Source organism: Psychrobacter nivimaris, from assembly GCF_904846365.1.
Lineage (GTDB): Bacteria > Pseudomonadota > Gammaproteobacteria > Pseudomonadales > Moraxellaceae > Psychrobacter > Psychrobacter nivimaris_B.
The window spans coordinates 20,384-39,510 of the sequence record NZ_CAJHAL010000008.1 but is presented as its reverse complement, the minus strand read 5'-3'; the positions used below and the strand labels follow the sequence as shown (position 1 = coordinate 39,510).

The window sequence follows — 19,127 nt, the reverse complement described above, 5'->3', positions numbered from 1 at the left end:
TTTCTAATTTTATACATAGTGAATAATAAAGCTGAGCGTTAGATAAGCCATACTATAAACAGCGAGATAGCCTGCGTAAAAACAGTACCGAATACATATATCGCCTTTAAACTGCTATCAGCAGCTGATTTTTATATATAATGTCTGCAAATAAGCCTGACTCTTCACTGTTGTGACTTCTAATGATAAGTAATCGTGACATATCGTTGGGCTAAAATCGTTTTTGAGATATTACTATGAAGTCATTTGCCTTTACCTATTTGCTAATAGCAACGATGCTGTTAGGAGGTTGTCAATCGTTTCAATTCGTTGACAGTCCTATCCCCGTGAAGCCCGCCCCTACTAAGCTTGTTGCTCCATAAAAAGCCTAGCACTTAATAGAACTTATCGCTCAATAAAAATTGGCACAAAAAAAAGCAGACATCAATAATGTCTGCTTTTTTATTTAATTGCTCTGTCGGTTCTAGCTTTTTTTAGAGCTTAGCATCAGCTGGTTGATGCTTAATAATCGTTTTGGCTAGATGATCTCCAAACCAAATAGCAGTATCAATATCGCCCGAACCTGGTGTCTCTTCAGGTGGCCCATCAAGCGACTGAGTCATTAGTCCCAAAAAGCTAGACAGACGGTTTAAGTCGTGAGCCTCATGACCTGTCGGCATCAATGGCAGACCAATCCAATTCATACCATGTTGCATCGCATATAGAGAAATCTGCTGCAATACAGCAAGTTTATCACCACTCAGGCCGCCTGAATTGGCAAACGCTGCTGCCCACTTACCTTCCCATTTACGATGATACCAACGCTTAGATGTCTCATCCATAAAAGTCTTAAATTCAGCCGTCACACTGCCCATATACACTGCGCTGCCGAAAACCAGCAAATCTGCCTGATCTAAATAATCCCAATCAACATCATACACATCGACAGCCTTGGCTTGCGCTTCTGGCAACTGCTGATGCGCACCTTGTACTATCGCCTCAGCGACACGCTTGGTATGACCATAATTACTATGGAAGATAACAGCGATTGAGACATTAGGCGCGTTATCAGTAGATGTAGAGGTGTTAGCAGGTGTATTCATACGTACTCTAATAATAAATAATTGGTTGAATAATGAAACTTATAAAATATTGGATACTTAGCCACAGTCGATAGTTAGTGGCCTCACTTTCACAATAAATGCTTATCGATAGCTCAAGCTCTTAAGCTTTCAGGCGATACAATAAAATCGAGCCGAGCAACGTTTCTTTGAGTCAATTTAACTGGTAAAAACATCAATAATGATAGAGCAATCGCATAGTCTTTAACTGCACTGTCTTTAATTACATAGTCTCTATACGTCAGCGTATACATACCAGTATATATGCGACGACCTTCATTGAATTCAAGCCCATTGTATCAGACGTATTTTTGTTTTTAAGTTATTTATTAAAGTCTGGCTAATCAGATCACATATACTTTTAATATATTTTGTATAAATGGGTCAGTCGCGTTAACTGATAATGTGACACAAACAAATTCCTGATACCTAATAAACCTATAATTATCAGCACTATAGATAACTATTGATATAAGGTCATATACACAGCGGTTTATTTATTCCATATCATCATATACTAATTCTACTTTTTCTAACCACTTCGTATTTACATTGATAACAATAGGATTATGATGTAGCGCTTCTTACTGCTAAACCAAATCAATCGAATTAACAGCCGTACAGTTTCCAATTCTGCAAACCTGCGCAACTATACTCATATAAATTCTTATAAAAATGATATCTGATAACATCATCGGATAAGGAAGCTATTACCTTGACTACTCTCGTTCAACCTGTAAACGACACAAAAGATCCTATCGTCAGAGATGATATGGCCCTAAATGCACCACAAAAACCCTTAATTATGGGTGGTGGCATCGTAGGATTGATTGTGCTTGCATACCTACTAGCCACTCAACATATCTCTCAATCACTCTTGCTTGGCATAGGTCTTTTGTTAGGCTATACCCTTTTTCATGCTCGCTTTGGTTTTACCTCTGCTTTTAGACGTATGATGGCAGTGGGTAACGGTCAGGCGATGCGTTCACACATGCTGATGTTGGCAGTTGCTGTCACGCTATTTGCGCCAATCCTTGCTTATGGCACGACGCTATTTGGCGGTCCTGTCGCAGGTTATGTCGCGCCATTAGGGGTCAGTCTAGTCGTAGGTGCATTTGTATTTGGTATCGGCATGCAACTTGGTGGCGGCTGTGCCTCTGGTACGCTCTATGCGGTAGGCGGTGGACGCTCTGTTATGTTCATCACCTTTATTTTCTTCATAGTGGGCGCCACGATTGGTGCTTATCACTTGCCATTCTGGACAGAAGAGATGCCCGCTTATGCGCCTTTCTCTTTGGCAACCTCTACAGGTCTTGGTTATACAGGTGCATGGCTGGTGTCGCTGGCCATATTCGGCATTATCGCATGGTGACGTTAGTCGTTGAGAAAAAAAGAAACGCACCAAAGATGGCGCCCGTACCTTCTGAGTCTGGTTGGAAACGAATCTTTCGTGGTTCTTGGCCGCTTTTTGCTGCCGCAATCGTTCTGGCTTTACTTAACGGTCTGACATTACTTACACGTGGTCAACCGTGGGGCATTACGTCAGCATTTACATTGTGGGGCTCTAAAATTGCAAGCGGCTTTGGCATGGATGTGGCTAGCTGGGGCTATTGGCAAGGGGCTAATGCAGCGGCTCTTGAAGCTTCTATCTTTGCAGATTCGACCACTGTATTGAATATCGGCATTATCATTGGCGCGTTTATCGCCTCTGCTGCGGGTGGCTTGTTTAAGTTTACTAAGATTACTGCAGGTAACTTTGCAGCGTCAGTCATTGGCGGATTGATGATGGGGTACGGTGCACGTCTCGCGTTCGGTTGTAATATCGGCGCTTACTTCGGTGGTATCGCTTCTTTTAGCTTACATGGTTATATCTGGGGCATACTGGCAATGGCAGGTACGTTCTTGGCACTGTATTTACGTCCTCTATTTGGCTTATCAGTACCAAAATCTAGCGACTCTGTTTGTTAATACAGATTTTGTACCAATACAGACCTTGTATTAATACAAATGTAGCATTCAAATAAAAAACAGCAGAATAATCTGCTGTTTTTTATTTGTTTATCACTTTGTTTCTACTATTCATTATTATATAGTCAAAGAAATCTAAAACAGCTACAAGGCAGCCGACCGTAGATTGTACATCTAGGGAGGGTAACACCGTAGCGGTTTAGTAGTTCGCTGACTATAAAGCTGCTAACGACGAACGATGACCAGTGCCATCCGACCCGTTGCAGATTGCTGCATATGAGTCTGGCGGCGATAAGAGTAATAGTGAGTATCAGCGTAACTACAGTCAACAGGCGAGTCGTTCACAACTGTAGCACCAGCAGCTTCTAACTGCATGGCAGCAAGCTTCGGTAAATCCAACTTTATCTTGTCATCATAAGACGATATAGAAAATAGCGACACAAAGTTATCGATATGTGCCTGTGATAAAGTCTGGTTAGCTATACACCCAGATAATAGTTTATCGCGAACGTCTGTATTTACTTCATAGTTTTCCTGACTGATACAAACGCCTATCCAAGCTTGTATAGGGCCTGAATCGGTAAAGCGATTAACAGTTTCTTGTATCACACCGCAGGCCAATCCTTGCCAGCCTGCATGAATCGCTGCGATTTTGCCACTGGTAGGTTGATATAACACGATAGGCACACAATCTGCCGTCATGATTGCCAGACCGCGACCATTTTGTTGACTGACCATCGCATCAGCAGACATTGGCGCCATATTCAGTGTAGTAGCATCGACATCATGAATATGTTTACCATGAACCTGACTGACCCAATGCAAGCGATTAATAGCCTCATGCTGCTCATTTTGTGCAGACTTATCTGTCAGTTGCTCATTGATAGCAGCCAATAGACTCATGCGGTTATCTAATACTTGTAGTGCATTATCATTGACATGCAGACCTAGATTTAGCTCGCCGTAATTTGACTGACCCTCATACCCTGTACGCTGGTTTTTAGCAGCAGAATCATCAATATCATCATACACAAAAGCAGCCGTCTGAAAAACAGCCACATCATCAATTTGCGCAATCATTGTCATCGGGAACGTGTTCGTCATGGCTGCTCGCTCTCACCTCTCATCTAGTAAACGTTAGCGTTTACTCTTCATAATAACCGTCGCTTAGTACTGCCATGAGTTTTTGCATGTCTTCAGGTAGTGGCGTCGTTACTTCAATGTCTTCACCTGTCGTCGGATGCACAAATCCTAACGTATAGGCATGCAATGCTTGGCGCGGGAAATTATTGATAGCTTGGCGCTGAGCCTCTGTCAATCCAGAGCGCAACTGACGACGTCCACCATAGACACGATCACCGACTAATGGATAAGTAATATGACTTAGATGCACACGAATTTGATGCGTACGTCCAGTCTCAAGCCCCACATCTAGTAGACAGTAGTTTTCGTTCAATGGTGTGACATTTAGTAGATGCGTTACCGCTTCGCGGCCAGCGGTCATCACCGTCATTTTAGTACGCTGATTGCGATGTCGGCCAATCGGCGCATCGATACGACGATGACGAGATAAGCTTGCTTGGTCCCCTGCTACGACACATTTATAGTGACGATAAACAGACTTGTCTTTTAGTTGTTCCATCAGTGCCATCTGAGCAGGTTTGGTTTTGCCAATCAATAGCAATCCAGAGGTGTCTTTATCAATACGGTGTACGAGACCTGCACGCGGTAAATGATGCTGCTGAGGATAATGATATAGCAATGAATTGACCAAGGTGCCGTTTTGATTACCCGCGCCTGGATGAACCACCATACCGACAGGTTTATTGATTACCAATACGTCATCATCTTCATAGACAACATCGATATCTATGTTTTCTGGTTGGTCTTCGCCATGCTGCTGTAACGTCGTTGATAGATGCAATACGTCATCTGCTTTGACACGGACTTTCGGTTTTTGAACACTGCCGTTATAAAGCAGACTGCCGTCAGTAATCCAGTTCTGAAGTTGTACACGCGAAAAGTCTGAAAACGCTTGTGATGCGACCTTATCAATACGCAGACCAGCTTGATCTTCTGTGACCACATGCGTCATATCTACAATCACTGGTACAGCTTGACCCGCTACTGGGGCTTCATCGTCGTCACCGTCCATGTCGCTGTCATCAATATCATTATCATCAATGTCGCTATCGTTCAGATCATTACCATCATCGATGAGCAACCCTTCATTATCAAGCGCATCATCATGCACTTGATCACTCATCATTGGTTGATTATCAGGTAGCTCATTATTGTTCAAAACATCATTTGGCATTGGTGACTCTTGTGCTGATGAATCAGTATCTAGCGATTGATTCGGTGATAAATTGGTAGTCATGGCATCATTATTCATAGCGGATTGATACATTGATACATGGCAAAGTCCCTGACAGTGTTTTGTGAGGTGACTTCGAAGATAGTATTATAAATAGCAGTATAAAAAATTGTCGTTTTTTTATTATGGTCTTTGCCTATAAATGGCAGATAACCACCTTTAAGGTACAAAAAAGCGAAGACTATACCGCTCTAGTGTATCATGTCGCACGCATAAGCCCTATAGAAGCTGCATGCTATCTGTTAATTTTTGAGCATGCTTTTAGGCTGTAAGACGTCTCGCTTAACTCTCTAGAACATGACATTGCTGTAATTTACTGTATATTTACTCATGCTAGCGACATTCGATATCGCTCGTGACAGCCGCTCATGTTAAACTGCCTATACAATATAGATGGCGAAAAAATAGACGTAGCAAATGTTATTCTATAAAGTATAGCCATGTTTTGCTGTATGCTATGGCACTGTATGCGAATGCCGTACTTAGATACAGTTTGAAAATAGCATTGAGTTTTGTTGATCATGTTTGCCATTTAAACCGTTTGATTATGGCTAAATGCATGTGGTCTATGACTGGCTTACTATACAAGCGCTATGCATCAAACCCAATCTATCAGTACAATAGGTCATAACAAAAACTGCATTCGATAAAAAAATTTTGCTGGTGGATCGCTGACTATTTAGCATCGTTTTTTATCACTAACCTTTTATATAGCATGATAGCGCCGCTGCTATTATGCGTCTTGTGTCGGAGAAGAAGTATGCAAGCTGTTGGCAATACGTTTATCAAACTGTCCTCAATAACCCTACTGGCGCTTAGCGTCAATCTGGTAGGTTGCCAGACTTTCAAAAATCTAACTGGCGCCAAAGATGGCGAGGCAGTAGAAACAGCTGAAAAATCAGAGCAAGGGTATTATAACGAGGCCGTCAATCAGATTGACAAAGGTCACTATATCCAAGGTATCGAAGAGCTGACCAATCTGCGCACATTCTACCCAACCGGACAGTACGCTGAGCAAGCCTTGCTGGACATGATGTATGCACAATACGAAGGCGATAAGTATGAAATGGCAGCAGCAAGTGCTGAGCAGTTTATCCGTCTCTACCCATCTAACCCACAAGTCAGCTACGCCTACTATGTGCGCGGCGTTGCCAATATGGAAGGTTCATCTGAGAGCCTAAAGCTCTTTAAGCTGAACCAAGCTGAGCGTGATACTGCGTATTTGCGTATTGCCTTTGCCAACTTCCAAGAGCTTATCAATAAATATCCAAACAGCCCGTATGCACCAGATGCCGCTCAACGTATGACGTTTATCTACAATCAGTTTGCTGAGAGCGAAATGAGCGCAGCCAACTGGTATATCGAGCGTGAAGCTTATGTAGCAGCGGTTAACCGTGCCAAATGGGTATTCCAGTATTACCCGCTTAGTGAGTCAACGCCAGATGCTCTTGCGGTACTAGCTTATAGCCATGAAAAACTTGGTCTAACCGATTTGGCGAATGAGTACAAAACGCTATTGCAGATCAATTACCCAGAAATGCTGACCAGCAACGGTAGTGTAAAATTAAGCACCAAACGTGACCGTACTTGGCTCAATAAGATTACCTTTGGCAAGCTTGGTCGTTCGAACACGACTGACAAATCAGTCGCGTCTGGCGAGTATAACGGCGCCACCAAGACACAAATGATTCGTAATGCAGCCCAGTTGAGACTAGCAGGGACTAACACGACGCCTGCCAATACTTCAGTCGCCAATAATGCTGCTGCGCGTAATGGTATTAGCGTAGGCTTAGGTCTGCCTGAAGCGTCAGCTGAGCGCGTGACCAGCCAATCAAGTACTGGCTCAACTGCAAGAGAAGCCAACGTCGATCCACTAAATACCAATCCGACACGTCGCACTACACTAAATGACGACAGTGTGAATGATATGGATAATAATTGATTACGTTAAGTCTTTTAGCCTAACTAACACAGTCTGTATTCATTGATAATAAGGTCAACATTATGTTGGCCTTATTTTTCTAGCAGCACCTTATTACCTCTGCCCCAACATAATCGACCTATGGTAAACTGTTTTTTGTATGAGCATTCCTAACCATATTCTTGAACAACTAAATAGCCAAGCTGACCTGATCAGCATCATTGGCAAACACACCACGCTTAAACGGGCTGGTAGTGAATATAAAGGCTGCTGCCCTTTTCATGGTGAAAAATCGCCTTCCTTTTATGTCAATCCACAAAAAAACATCTATCACTGCTTTGGCTGTAGCGTCGGTGGCAATGCCATCAGTTTTTTGCGTGATTATGAAAATTTGACATTTATTGAAGCTGTTAATGAACTATCAAAGCAAACAGGCATTGAAGTACCGAAAGAAGAACAGCAAAACGTTAGTTATCAACGTCGCGCACCCAAACCTATTGCACCGCCACCAGTTCGCAATGTGCCTAGCCCAACTGTAGAACATAGCAAAGTAAGCCAAGACGGTACAAATAAAGACAATCATCAAGGCATTTATCAAGACAGTCATCAAAATAATGTCGTCCAAAGTGACCAAAATTACATCGATCAGCCCAGTTATGATGACAATCAGGGCTATGAGAACTTTCCACCATTAGAGGCGTATGATTCAGCCTCCTACTCGATGGACTCGTATTCCTCAGAGCCGTATACGCCAAACCATGCAGATGACAGTGGCTATCCACCAGCATGGCTGACAGATACGGATACTGGCGCTGGTATGCAGGACGCTCATGGCATTGAGCAAAGCGATGATAAAGATGGCAACCTATATGAGCTGCTAGAGCAAATCCAGCAGTTCTATCAGCACAATCTGATCACGCACCCCCATGCCAAGCACTACTTTTTATCGCGCGGACTCACTGAAGACATCTTTGAGACCTTTGGTCTTGGCTATGCGCCATTTGGTTGGCAGCATCTTGAGCATCAATTTCCGCAGGATATTGAAGGACTAAAAGCCTTAGGATTGGTACGTCAGTCAGAGTCTGGCCGCGACTACGATCTATTGCGAGACCGAGTCATCTTCCCAATTCGTGATAACCAAGGCCGCACTATTGGTTTCGGCGGTCGAGCGCTTGATGACGAAGTAAAGCCTAAATATATCAACTCCTCAGACTCACCCGTCTTTCATAAGCAGCATGTACTATACGGCTATTATGAATCACGTCAGCAGCGCGCAGATAGCTGGCTAGTGGTCGAAGGCTATATGGATGTGATCGCTCTTTATCAAGCAGGTATCTATGGGGCAATCGCCTCGATGGGTACAGCGATTAATGAAAGCCAAATATCACGTCTACTGACACTCAATCCAACGCTTACTTTGAGCTTTGATGGAGATAGCGCAGGCCAAAAAGCCGCTTGGCGTACACTTGAAGTTGCGCTGCCTGTATTGGCCGATGATAAAGAGTTGCGGTTTTTAACCCTGCCTAACAATCATGATCCTGATACTTTTATTAAGAGTCAGGGCAGCGATGCCATGCGTGAGCAAATCGCTAATGCCATGCCGCTATCACAGTATATTTTTGCATACTTGAGTGAGCGTTATGACATGAGTCTGGCTGAAGGCAAAGCCAAGCTTATGTCTCAAGTACGCTCGCTGACGACTGCGTTACCCAAAGGCAGTAGCTTTCGCTATTTGCTCAACAATGACGTTTATCAAAAGCTTGGCGGCAGGCGCAGTCAGAATGTCGAGGCCAAAGATGCGCTGCTAGATTTTGATGGTGATATGACCATCAGTCAGCAATTGCAGCTTTGCTTTTTGTTTCAGCCGCGCGCGTTAATCGACGACCCTATTGAGTCGATTTGGCAACAGTCAGGGATTAATGGCTTACACCTACCTGCTCATATCAAACAAAAAGCATCACCTGATACCCTGCGTCCTCTTGCTTGGGAAGACTTGCAAGATGCTGCCCTGCTAGACATCGTAAGCACTATCAAGCGCTGTCTTAATTACCTACCAAAAGATGTCAATGCAGCGGCGCATTTTATCTTATCGAACGTAAAGCCTGCGACCCAAGACATGCTCAGCCGTAATTGGGGCGGCTTCTATAAAGCGCTAACTGCACGTAATATTCTGGGGCTTGATGGCCTAATCGAAGAGCTAGTCAGCCAGCTGCTTGAGCGTAATATGAAGAAAAAAATACAAGAGCTGATACAGAACCCTGATCATATTAAGCTTGCGATCGTCCGTAAACAAACCCAATTATTAAATGATTGGCTACGCGCACAGCAGGCAGAGCAATCGGCACAGATGGTCACTGTGCAGTCTTAATGTTTAATTTCAAATGTTGACCCTTTAAAAGTCTAGCAGTTGCCCCCACTACTAATGATTATGCCCAGTAGCATGAGTCGCTCCTAAATCATTTAGCTGATGGCAAATAATCAGTAAAAAATGGTCGGTAGCTATCACTAGCTCGTGCTTGACGACTGTGGTCTGTGTTAAACTGTGTCGCTGTATATTGACAGCACTGCTTGGTGAATGATTGTGAGCATGCATCGTTAAGCACAAATTTTAGGTATTATTTTTACGTATTAGCTTTTAGATACTATTTTTGAGTATTAAATTTTAAGTACTATATTTTTTTAGGTACTGTATTGAAGTCTTTTTAGCTTTTCTAATTTTTAGCTGTTTATCAGCATTGTTATTGTAGTGTTTTGAGCCTTTATTCATATCAACTCATTTTTGATATTATTGACAACCTCTACGCCATATTTTGATCAATCGATTGATAAGATCAACGCAAAGAGCGAGCGATAGCGAGTCACAATATAAAAATGTCCGATGCAAGTAAGCGAGTATTTATGAACGATAAGTCAGTTTCTAAGTCCACATCTCAACTGGCCACCTTAATCCAAATGGGCAAAGAGCAAGGGTATCTTACCTACGCTGAGGTGAATGACCAGCTGCCCGACTCTATTACCGAAAGCGATCAGATCGAAGACATTGTGCAAATGCTGACCGATGTCGGTATCAAAATCTTTGAATCAGCTCCTGATGCCGATGACATCTTGATGAACGATGATTCAAGTGATGATGATATGGCAGCAGATGAGGCAGCGGCAGTACTCGCCTCTGTTGAAACTGAGCCTGGTCGTACCACTGATCCTGTACGTATGTATATGCGTGAAATGGGTACGGTTGACCTACTAACTCGCGAAGGTGAGATTGCCATTGCTAAGCGTATCGAAGAAGGTATTCGTGATGTACAGCATGCCATGTCTTACTGGCCTGGTACCGTACAGTTTGTCCTTGACGAGTATCAAAAAGTCCAAGACGGCGAAAAAAAGCTATCTGACGTCATCACTGGTTTCTTAGACCCTGAGACCGAAGAAGACAAAATCGCAGCCCAAGAAGCAAAGGAAGCGGCGAAAGAAGAGCGTGAACGCATCAAAGAAGAAAAAGAAAACCCACCGGTTATCAAAGCTAAGGTCAATGCGAAAGCAGCCGCGCTTGATAATGACGACGAAGATGAAGATGACGTTGAAGACGAAGCTGAAGAAGAAACCAGCGGTCTTGATCCAGAAGAAGTTCGTTTACGCCTAGAAGAGATCGAGCATCTATTTATCAAAGCCAAGCAAGCATTGCTTGATTATGGCCGTGGTAGCGTACAGGCTGATACCGCGTATGCCCTACTTGCTGAACGCTTTATGATGCTAAAGCTAAACAATCGCTTGTCAGACCAAGTCATGGCTATCATGCATGACGTCTACGACGACGTGCGTAAGCAAGAGCGTCAAATCATGCGTTTGGTGATTCGCCGTGGTCGTATGCCGCGCGAAGAGTTCCGTAAGACCTTCCCTAGCAATGAAACCAATGTTGATTGGTTGATTGAACGTATCAAAGGTAAGCCTGCATTTGCTGGTACGCTAGAAAAAGTCACTGATGACGTCATTTTACTTCAACGTCGTATTCGTGATTACGAGCAGCAGCTCGACATGAAAATCCACGACATGAAAGATGTGGCACGTCGTATGGCTGTTGGTGAAGCAAAAGCGCGCCGCGCGAAAAAAGAAATGGTTGAAGCTAACCTACGTTTGGTTATCTCTATCGCCAAAAAATATACCAACCGTGGCCTACAGTTCTTGGATCTTATCCAAGAAGGTAATATCGGTCTGATGAAAGCCGTTGATAAGTTTGAATATCGCCGTGGTTATAAGTTCTCGACCTATGCTACTTGGTGGATTCGTCAGGCGATTACTCGCTCGATCGCTGACCAAGCGCGCACCATTCGTATTCCTGTGCATATGATTGAGACGATCAACAAGATAAACCGTGTCTCACGTCAATTGCTACAAGAAATGGGCCGCGAGCCAACACCTGAGGAATTAGGCGAACGCTTAGAGATGGACGAAGTTAAAGTCCGTAAAGTGCTGAAAATTGCTAAAGAGCCTATCTCTATGGAAACCCCTATCGGTGATGATGAAGATTCGCACCTAGGTGATTTTATCGAAGATGGTACGATTTCAAGCCCTGTTGATGATGCGACTGCTGCTGGTCTGCAAGAAGCGACGCGTGATGTATTGGGTAACCTGACTGAACGTGAAGCGCGTGTCCTAAAAATGCGTTTCGGTATCGATATGCCAACGGATCATACTTTGGAAGAAGTCGGTAAACAGTTCGATGTAACGCGTGAGCGTATTCGTCAGATCGAGGCAAAAGCATTGCGTAAATTGCGTCATCCATCACGCTCTGAGCACTTGCGCTCTTTCCTTGAAAACGACTAAACTCGAAGAGAAATACTGAGCCTAGCTAATAGGCTTTTGATAATCGTTAAAAATAAAAAAGCTGAGTATATCTCAGCTTTTTTTGTGCCTGCTTTTTTAGTTATAGAATTTATTAATCAATGTGCTTATTAATCACTGTGTTTATTAATTGCAATTTTTTTAATTGCAAAGCTGTTTAATTATAAAGATCCTTAATTACCAAGTTTCCTAGTCATAAATCCCTTTAATCCGAGAGCTCCTCGTTCAATATACACCCCTATTTACTTTACCTTCTACTATCTTCTCTTATTCAAAATTATCAAATTATAGATAGACACACTCTTTCAAAAACCACTTTATAGTTGACACTATCAACCTTATTCTATATAGTTGCTTCTATCAACTATATCAAAGAGTTTTTATGTCTAATAATTCATTGAGCGAAACACTACATCAATTGATGCATACCTATACCAATCTATTACTAGAAGGCATTCGCCAGCAAGGTGTGGAGTTGTCCGTGACCAATATCAGAACCTTAAAAGGCGTTTGTTATAACCCAAATAGCACTGCGCTATCTATCTCTAAACACATGCAGCGAGACAAAGCGCAAATCACCCGCGCCTTAAATGACCTTTTGGCGGCTGAGCTAATCTTGAAGACAGATAACCCGCTTGATGGTCGCAGCCAATTACTACAGCTGACCTCTAAAGGCGAAGAAGTTATGACAAAGCTTGATGCAGCAGAAGAATGGACAAGGCAGCAATTAACGAAAGATTTAAGCCTCGTAGAGCTTGCGTTATTTTTCCGTGTCAGTCGCACCATGATAGACAACGTTGGCAGCAGCAAGACTACCGATAAATAAGTAAGGACAGATCCGTATGAATAACACCATAAATCAAAAACCAGTACGCGAAATCATGACCGTGGCTCACAAGCAAATGATTACTCCGCACTACATCCGTATATACCTCACAGGCCAAGCAGATACTATTGCCAATATCGCGACTATGACAGTTGGTGCAAACAATAAAGTACTTATTCCTGTCGATAAAGCTCAGCCAATTGACCTAAATGACAATACTACATTCGTTGTTCGCACTTATACTCACCGCGGCTCCGATGTGGCAAAACAACAGATTTGGATTGATTTTGTCGCTCATGGTGACAAGGCGCCTGCTTCAGGTTGGGCTACTCATGCTGAGGTTGGCGACGAGATCGGTATCTTAATGAAGCCTAAAACCAAAGCGCTTTGTCCCGATGCAGATAATTTTCTACTGATTGGCGATGCCACAGCGATACCAGTGCTCGGCTCGATATTAGAAAGCTTGCCTGCCAGTGCGACTGGTCAATGCATCATCGAAGTGCACGGTACAGAAGATGAGCAAGAATTACCGACAGCAGCCAACATCAACATGACATGGTTACATAACCCAGATCCAACACAAGGCAGTCAATTAATCGACACAGTAAAATCTCTCACATTACCAACTGTAGAACAGAGCCGTTTTGCTTATATCGCTAGCGAATTCTCATCTGTCAAAGCCCTACGTCATTACCTAAAGGTCGAGCAACAGTGGTCTAAAGATGAACTATATGCCTTTTCTTACTGGAAAGCAGGTGTTGCAGAAGACCAGTCTGTAAGCGATCGACAAGCAGAAAAAAACACCGACTAAGTAATTGCTCTTTATGATAGGAAAATGACTATGGCTCCAAATACTATGCCGTCAAATACCGAGACCCTGCTCATTGATGGCTCTAAAAGTGGTGGCGCTAAGAATGATGGCACTAAAAAAACACCATTGCTCTACAAAGTGTTATTAATACTTGCCTTAATGACTGTCATAGGTGGTCTCTTAACAGGTGTGATGACCTATATGAATGTCGGATATTCCGATACATTTTTTATAGACTGGTCTAGAGCGCTACTTGCAGCGTATGCGATCATGCCGATTGGCTTTTTACTGATGGGTCTGGTCACAAAATTTATTAATCACAAGCTACCTAATACCAAAGCGTACAAGCGCAATCTCATTACAGGCGTGTTGATGGCTTGCATAATGGAGTCTATGTTGGCCTTTAGTACTGCCTCAAAGACGATTGGTTTTGCCAATCAAACAGCATTTTTGAACGGTTGGTTAGAAGGGTTTCTAGTTGCATTACCAGTAGGATTGACGTTAATGGTCATCGTTTATATGACTATTAAACCAAAAATTGAGGCATTTCTAAAAAGCTAAAGTATCAAGACTATGTTTATTAGATTTTTTGGCACTCTGCCGCGACGCTAACCAGATTAATAAAAAAGTTTAATAAAATTTAAGAACATAAAGCATTAAGGGCGTGTTGAATATTCAACACGCCCTTGTCATGTCAGAAGCTTTCTAATACTATTTTACTGCTGGTTTGGCAAAGAACTAACGTGTATTTAATAAGTCAGTCGTAACAACGTTAGTGTTAAATACGGTTTGAAACAGACTTTTCTTGCCCATAATATATTGTTACTATTCGACAATATTCCGATGACTAGACAGTACAACTGTCATAATTAAGCTAGTTTTGGCTGTATACTCTACTGTTATAGAAACGTATAGTCAGAATATAAACGCTAGTTATAAGCAGTATCCTACTAGTAGCCGTTTATTTGTATATGGTTGGCACATTGGCGGTAAATAGAATCTACACCGCTTTAGTGTTTATACTTATAATGAGTAAACTAAAAACCTAATGTTCCACTCTGACAGTTGTTGATTATTAACTAGGTATCGATATCACACATTTTATGAATACAGAAAACATAATATCTGCACTTAACAACCCCATGCGTCGCCAAATCATAAAGTGGTTGAAGGACAGGTCGAACTTTCCAGCGTCATTACCAGAGCACGCTAATCTGGATGGTGTATGCGTCAGCTACATCCAAGAAAAAGCTGGATTGTCGCAATCAACCATTTCAAACTATATGGGTGTGTTAAAAAAAGCAGGATTGGTTACGTCCGAACGCCATGGACAATGGACGTTTTATCAGCGTCATGAAGCTAACATCGAAGCATTTCTCAATGAAGTTGAAAAAGAGCTGTTAAAGCTTTAAAAATTTCTCATAATCTTTAGAAACACTTTGCTCCACTATAGAACATCTAGATATTTCAATATAACGATTAATTATCTTAATATCACACCATCGTCTAAACTAGCACCCTCTTCTCTGCTAGCTACCTTTTCCTTTTAAAATATTTATTCATAAATAGTATAATCTTCTAATCAGGTTTTAATTCGCATAAAAAAAGCCGAGATATACTCAGCTTTTTTATCCTTATCAGTATAATACTATTAATACGTAGCTAAACTAATGCGCGCCTAAACTTTGCTCAGCATCTGGCTTATCATGCACACCGAAATTATCTATCATCGCTTGGCTCGCCTCGTTCAAACCGATAAGCTCTACCTCAGTACCTTCGCGGCGAAATTTAATAATCACTTTATCTATGGCGGCGACTGCTGTCACGTCCCAAAAATGCGCGCGCGACACATCAATGACCACGTTAGAGACGGATTCTTTAATATCAAAGGAGTCAATCATACGCTCTGCTGATGAGAAAAATACTTGTCCGTCAACTCGATAATAACGCGTTTGCGCTGCTTCATCCATGTGACTATGCACGCTCATATAGCGCTCAATCTTATTGGCAAAGAACAGTGCTGACAGCAGCACGCCAATCAATACGCCATAGGCCAAGTTATGCGTTGCGACCACCACAGCAACGGTCGTAATCATGACCACATTACTTTGCAGAGGCTTGGTTTTTAGCTCTTTAAAAGAGCCCCAGTTAAAAGTATCGATAGACACCATAATCATCACAGCGACCAATGCGGCCATTGGAATAATCTTTAGCCAATCGCTTAAGAACACAACCATCAATAATAAAAATACGCCTGCCACTAAGGTAGAGAGACGTGTATAGCCGCCTGATTTGACGTTGATGATCGACTGCCCAATCATCGCACAGCCTGCCATCCCGCCAAAAAAGCTACTAACCACATTGGCAATACCTTGACCTTTGCACTCTTGCGTACGGTCGCCTTTGGTATCAGTTAAATCATCTACGATTGTCATGGTCATCATAGACTCAAGTAAGCCCACTATCGCCAAACTGATAGAGTACGGAAAAATAATAATCAACGTATCTAAGTTCAACGGGATATCAGGTATCAAAAACATCGGCAGGGTATCAGGTAGCTGACCCATATCATTGATGGTTCGAGCCTCTGCACCTAATAAGATGGCTATAGCCGTGACCAGTACAATACTGACCAATGGCGATGGAATCACTTTACCGATCTTTGGGATATATGGATAGCCATAGATAACGACGAGACCTAGCGCCACAAGACCATAAACATGTACTAGGTTTGAACCTGCCTGCGGCATCAGCTCAGGAACCTGCGACATAAAAATCAAAATAGCTAAGGCATTGATAAAGCCGAGCACTACGGATTGAGACACATATTTCATCAGATTCCCCAGCTTTAAGAAGCCAAAGATAATCTGTATAACACCTGTCAGTACACTGGCTGCTAACAAATACTGTAAGCCATAGTCCTTGACCAGCGTCACCATTAGTAACGCCATCGCACCAGTCGCCGCCGAAATCATCGCTGGACGACCGCCAACAAACGCAATCACTACCGCGATACAAAATGAGGCATAAAGCCCTACTTGGGGATCAACACCGGCAATGATAGAAAACGCAATCGCTTCAGGGATAAGCGCCAAAGCGACGACCATGCCAGCCAAGACATCGCCTCTCACATTGGATAGCCAATGTTCTTTAATTGTATTTAACATATTTAACTCAGTTTTGGGGAGCTGCTGTAGTCTGTCAATAAACGAAGTATCTAATAGTTACTTAGGAAAGCATCTAATTGGAAAGCATCTAATTGGAAAGCATCTAAAAAGTAGTTAAAAACTAGCTTACATGAAAAGTCTGACGCATCTTTATCTAGGCATATCTCTATCTAGGTACATTGCCCAGTGCTTATCAGGTAATAAATATAAGGATGTGAACGATCATAGTTAGCGAGTTATCGTCATACATATTTTTAGTGGGATAATCTTTATGATCCACTAGATATATCGAATAGTGATACAAACGTTAAAGCAGTGCGTGCGCACAAGAAAAAGCGTTAGACGCTTTATGAGAGTAATTGCTATAGGAAGCAATCATTACTGAGGAGGGGTACAGCTAGGCTAGGGTGGCGTATTCATCTTTGTGGTGACAGCTTTTATAGAGTTAAGAAGTGATATTTGGCGTCATTTTAACATACATAAAGTAGATTAATAAAAACATCGCCCTTTTCGCCGAGGATTTAACTTTTTAGCTATCCCAATTACCGAGCTTAAGTGACCACCCTACTTCTTAGTTTGAATAAATTTATAGTCTTTTGGGCTTTACAGATCTTGATTCTGTATTAGAATTACACGAGACATTTAATAGTGTCTACATGTACCCCATCGCTAGGAAACTGACATGATTGTCCGGCAAACACCCAATGCCCTTAAGATATTTTTCACTCTGCGTGGATCAATCATTCCAAAAATTTATCCGCAAATTTTGCTGATTACTATTCTTAGTACGCTCATCACGATTATTCAGCACTGGATGCCTGACTCGTTTCCTTATTATGGTATGGCAACGTTTACCTTGCTCGGGATTGCCTTATCGTTGTTTCTTGGGTTTCGAAACAATGCCAGTTATCAGCGTTGGTGGGAAGCGCGCGGACTGTGGGGTCAGCTGGTATATGACTCTCGTAGCTTAACGCGCCAAGTGCTGTCTTTTATAGATGATGACGATGCGACTGCCATAGATGATGGCGAGGATGACAATGCGACTGGACACGATACTCAGCGAACGATGGTATATCTGACCATTGCGTTTGCCCATGCGGTGCGCCACCGATTGCGTGGTACGCCACCTTGGGCGGATATCGAGCCTTTTGTCGCATCGAGGCATCATGACCGTATGCGCCAAGCGAAAAACGTACCTGATTATATAATGCGCCTAATGGGTAAACAGCTTGGCGATATTCGGCGTCAAGGACTGGTATCGGAACAAGTCATACAAAATATGGATGAACGCCTGACCTCTATGACAATTGTACTGGCAGCGTGCGAGCGCATTCATAACACACCACTGCCCTTTGCTTACATGCTGCTGGTACATCGCACCACCTATCTATACTGCATTATGTTGCCCTTTGGTCTAGTAGCTTCACTCGGTTGGGCAACCCCGTTGGTTTGTGCGGTGATTGCTTATACTTTTTTTGGTCTGGATGCGCTTAGTGAAGAGTTAGAAGAGCCTTTTGGTTTGGCCGCTAACCAGTTACCTTTGACTGCCTTGTCACGCACTATCGAGATTAACCTGCGAGAAGCATTGGGAGAGACAGATATTCCACCTGATATCACTCCTATCAATGGCTATTTGCAGTAGCTTTTATTAACAGCCATTAACAAAGGCTAATTCACCTATACTGCTTAATAGAACAGACTAAATACAGACTTCACTTGAATAATCGCTCATAGACCACTATAAACAGTGCATATATTCTCTGCCTAATATAGCCATTCCACTATAAAAGTATGACAGCGTTAACCTCGCTTGAAGTATCACATGTACATCTACACTCGGTTGCCTTGTACTACTTTTAAATTGAATCGACTATAGCCTGACTGATTTAAGTGCCACTAATGTCTACACTGAGCCTGTCTCAGTTTCTGGCGTTATGCTTTTGACATGATTTGAGCAGATGTCTAACTAACTAAATGTCTATAGCAAGCAGCGATTTTCGAATGACTTAATATTAGTTACTTACTTATTTACTGCTAATGACTGATTAACTTTTTCCTATTTACCTATATAAGCGAGGCTCATATCATGAGTGATGATTCAAAAGACAACAGTGACAA

At 42.5% G+C, this 19,127-nt stretch carries 14 protein-coding genes; 10 read left to right on the top strand and 4 right to left on the bottom strand.

Features of this window, described 5'->3' with window-relative positions:
- Positions 1–473: 473 nt before the first annotated feature.
- Complete coding sequence (locus tag JMX63_RS05245; protein ID WP_201571381.1) at positions 474–1,082, bottom strand: flavodoxin family protein; 609 nt, start codon at positions 1,080–1,082, stop codon at positions 474–476.
- A gap of 733 nt (positions 1,083–1,815) precedes the next feature.
- On the opposite strand from JMX63_RS05245, the gene JMX63_RS14610 reads away from it, so the two are divergent.
- Together JMX63_RS14610 and JMX63_RS14605 are read left to right on the top strand one after the other, a co-directional pair.
- Positions 1,816–2,472, top strand: coding sequence for a YeeE/YedE family protein (locus JMX63_RS14610; RefSeq protein ID WP_265089093.1), 657 nt, complete (start codon positions 1,816–1,818; stop codon positions 2,470–2,472).
- Positions 2,466–3,068, top strand: coding sequence for a YeeE/YedE thiosulfate transporter family protein (locus JMX63_RS14605; RefSeq protein ID WP_265089092.1), 603 nt, complete (start codon positions 2,466–2,468; stop codon positions 3,066–3,068). Before JMX63_RS14610 ends, JMX63_RS14605 begins: the two co-directional genes overlap by 7 nt.
- Positions 3,069–3,293: 225 nt before the next feature.
- On the opposite strand, the gene JMX63_RS05235 is transcribed toward JMX63_RS14605, so the two are convergent.
- Together JMX63_RS05235 and JMX63_RS05230 are read right to left on the bottom strand one after the other, a co-directional pair.
- Complete coding sequence (locus JMX63_RS05235) at positions 3,294–4,172, bottom strand: polyphenol oxidase family protein (RefSeq protein WP_201571379.1); 879 nt, start codon at positions 4,170–4,172, stop codon at positions 3,294–3,296.
- A gap of 40 nt (positions 4,173–4,212) precedes the next feature.
- The gene (locus JMX63_RS05230) at positions 4,213–5,448 is read right to left on the bottom strand and encodes an RluA family pseudouridine synthase (protein WP_227673245.1); all 1,236 of its coding nucleotides are present in this window, start codon (positions 5,446–5,448) and stop codon (positions 4,213–4,215) included.
- A gap of 757 nt (positions 5,449–6,205) precedes the next feature.
- Here JMX63_RS05230 and JMX63_RS05225 point away from each other — a divergent pair.
- From JMX63_RS05225 to JMX63_RS05195, 7 genes are all read left to right on the top strand, one after another.
- Positions 6,206–7,387 (top strand): outer membrane protein assembly factor BamD, encoded by a 1,182-nt coding sequence (locus tag JMX63_RS05225; protein WP_201571377.1) that lies wholly within the window; start codon positions 6,206–6,208, stop codon positions 7,385–7,387.
- A 139-nt stretch (positions 7,388–7,526) separates the two neighbouring features.
- Positions 7,527–9,734, top strand: a complete 2,208-nt coding sequence (locus JMX63_RS05220) for a DNA primase (protein ID WP_201571375.1) — start codon at positions 7,527–7,529, stop codon at positions 9,732–9,734.
- A 530-nt stretch (positions 9,735–10,264) separates the two neighbouring features.
- Positions 10,265–12,187 (top strand): RNA polymerase sigma factor RpoD, encoded by a 1,923-nt coding sequence (rpoD, locus tag JMX63_RS05215; protein WP_101204784.1) that lies wholly within the window; start codon positions 10,265–10,267, stop codon positions 12,185–12,187.
- A gap of 400 nt (positions 12,188–12,587) precedes the next feature.
- On the top strand, positions 12,588–13,031 hold the full coding sequence (locus JMX63_RS05210) for a MarR family winged helix-turn-helix transcriptional regulator (RefSeq protein ID WP_201571374.1): 444 nt from the start codon (positions 12,588–12,590) through the stop codon (positions 13,029–13,031).
- Positions 13,032–13,047: 16 nt separating this feature from the next.
- Positions 13,048–13,842, top strand: a complete 795-nt coding sequence (locus JMX63_RS05205) for a siderophore-interacting protein (RefSeq protein WP_201571373.1) — start codon at positions 13,048–13,050, stop codon at positions 13,840–13,842.
- A 30-nt stretch (positions 13,843–13,872) separates the two neighbouring features.
- Positions 13,873–14,403, top strand: a complete 531-nt coding sequence (locus tag JMX63_RS05200) for a DUF2798 domain-containing protein (RefSeq protein WP_201571372.1) — start codon at positions 13,873–13,875, stop codon at positions 14,401–14,403.
- Positions 14,404–14,945: 542 nt separating this feature from the next.
- A complete protein-coding gene (locus JMX63_RS05195) occupies positions 14,946–15,254 on the top strand; it encodes an ArsR/SmtB family transcription factor (RefSeq protein ID WP_101204781.1) in 309 nt (102 codons plus the stop codon).
- A 255-nt stretch (positions 15,255–15,509) separates the two neighbouring features.
- Here the strand turns inward: JMX63_RS05195 and JMX63_RS05190 are convergent, their stop codons facing one another.
- Entirely contained in the window at positions 15,510–17,009 is a 1,500-nt protein-coding gene (locus JMX63_RS05190) for a SulP family inorganic anion transporter (RefSeq protein WP_201571371.1), read from the bottom strand.
- Between the two features lie 682 nt (positions 17,010–17,691).
- Between JMX63_RS05190 and JMX63_RS05185 the strand changes: the two genes are divergently transcribed.
- Entirely contained in the window at positions 17,692–18,651 is a 960-nt protein-coding gene (locus JMX63_RS05185) for a bestrophin family protein (protein WP_201571370.1), read from the top strand.
- Positions 18,652–19,127 lie beyond the last annotated feature (476 nt).

What these genes read in the sequence shown, in the direction of transcription:
- JMX63_RS05190 (WP_201571371.1), bottom strand. Translation starts at nt 17,009, where the DNA reads ATGTTAAATACAATTAAAGAACATTGGCTATCCAATGTGAGAGGCGAT.
- JMX63_RS05205 (WP_201571373.1), top strand. Translation starts at nt 13,048, where the DNA reads ATGAATAACACCATAAATCAAAAACCAGTACGCGAAATCATGACCGTG.
- JMX63_RS05225 (WP_201571377.1), top strand. Translation starts at nt 6,206, where the DNA reads ATGCAAGCTGTTGGCAATACGTTTATCAAACTGTCCTCAATAACCCTA.
- JMX63_RS05185 (WP_201571370.1), top strand. Translation starts at nt 17,692, where the DNA reads ATGATTGTCCGGCAAACACCCAATGCCCTTAAGATATTTTTCACTCTG.
- JMX63_RS05220 (WP_201571375.1), top strand. Translation starts at nt 7,527, where the DNA reads ATGAGCATTCCTAACCATATTCTTGAACAACTAAATAGCCAAGCTGAC.
- JMX63_RS14605 (WP_265089092.1), top strand. Translation starts at nt 2,466, where the DNA reads ATGGTGACGTTAGTCGTTGAGAAAAAAAGAAACGCACCAAAGATGGCG.
- JMX63_RS05230 (WP_227673245.1), bottom strand. Translation starts at nt 5,448, where the DNA reads ATGACTACCAATTTATCACCGAATCAATCGCTAGATACTGATTCATCA.
- JMX63_RS05245 (WP_201571381.1), bottom strand. Translation starts at nt 1,082, where the DNA reads ATGAATACACCTGCTAACACCTCTACATCTACTGATAACGCGCCTAAT.
- rpoD (WP_101204784.1), top strand. Translation starts at nt 10,265, where the DNA reads ATGAACGATAAGTCAGTTTCTAAGTCCACATCTCAACTGGCCACCTTA.
- JMX63_RS05235 (WP_201571379.1), bottom strand. Translation starts at nt 4,172, where the DNA reads ATGACGAACACGTTCCCGATGACAATGATTGCGCAAATTGATGATGTG.
- JMX63_RS05200 (WP_201571372.1), top strand. Translation starts at nt 13,873, where the DNA reads ATGGCTCCAAATACTATGCCGTCAAATACCGAGACCCTGCTCATTGAT.
- JMX63_RS05210 (WP_201571374.1), top strand. Translation starts at nt 12,588, where the DNA reads ATGTCTAATAATTCATTGAGCGAAACACTACATCAATTGATGCATACC.
- JMX63_RS05195 (WP_101204781.1), top strand. Translation starts at nt 14,946, where the DNA reads ATGAATACAGAAAACATAATATCTGCACTTAACAACCCCATGCGTCGC.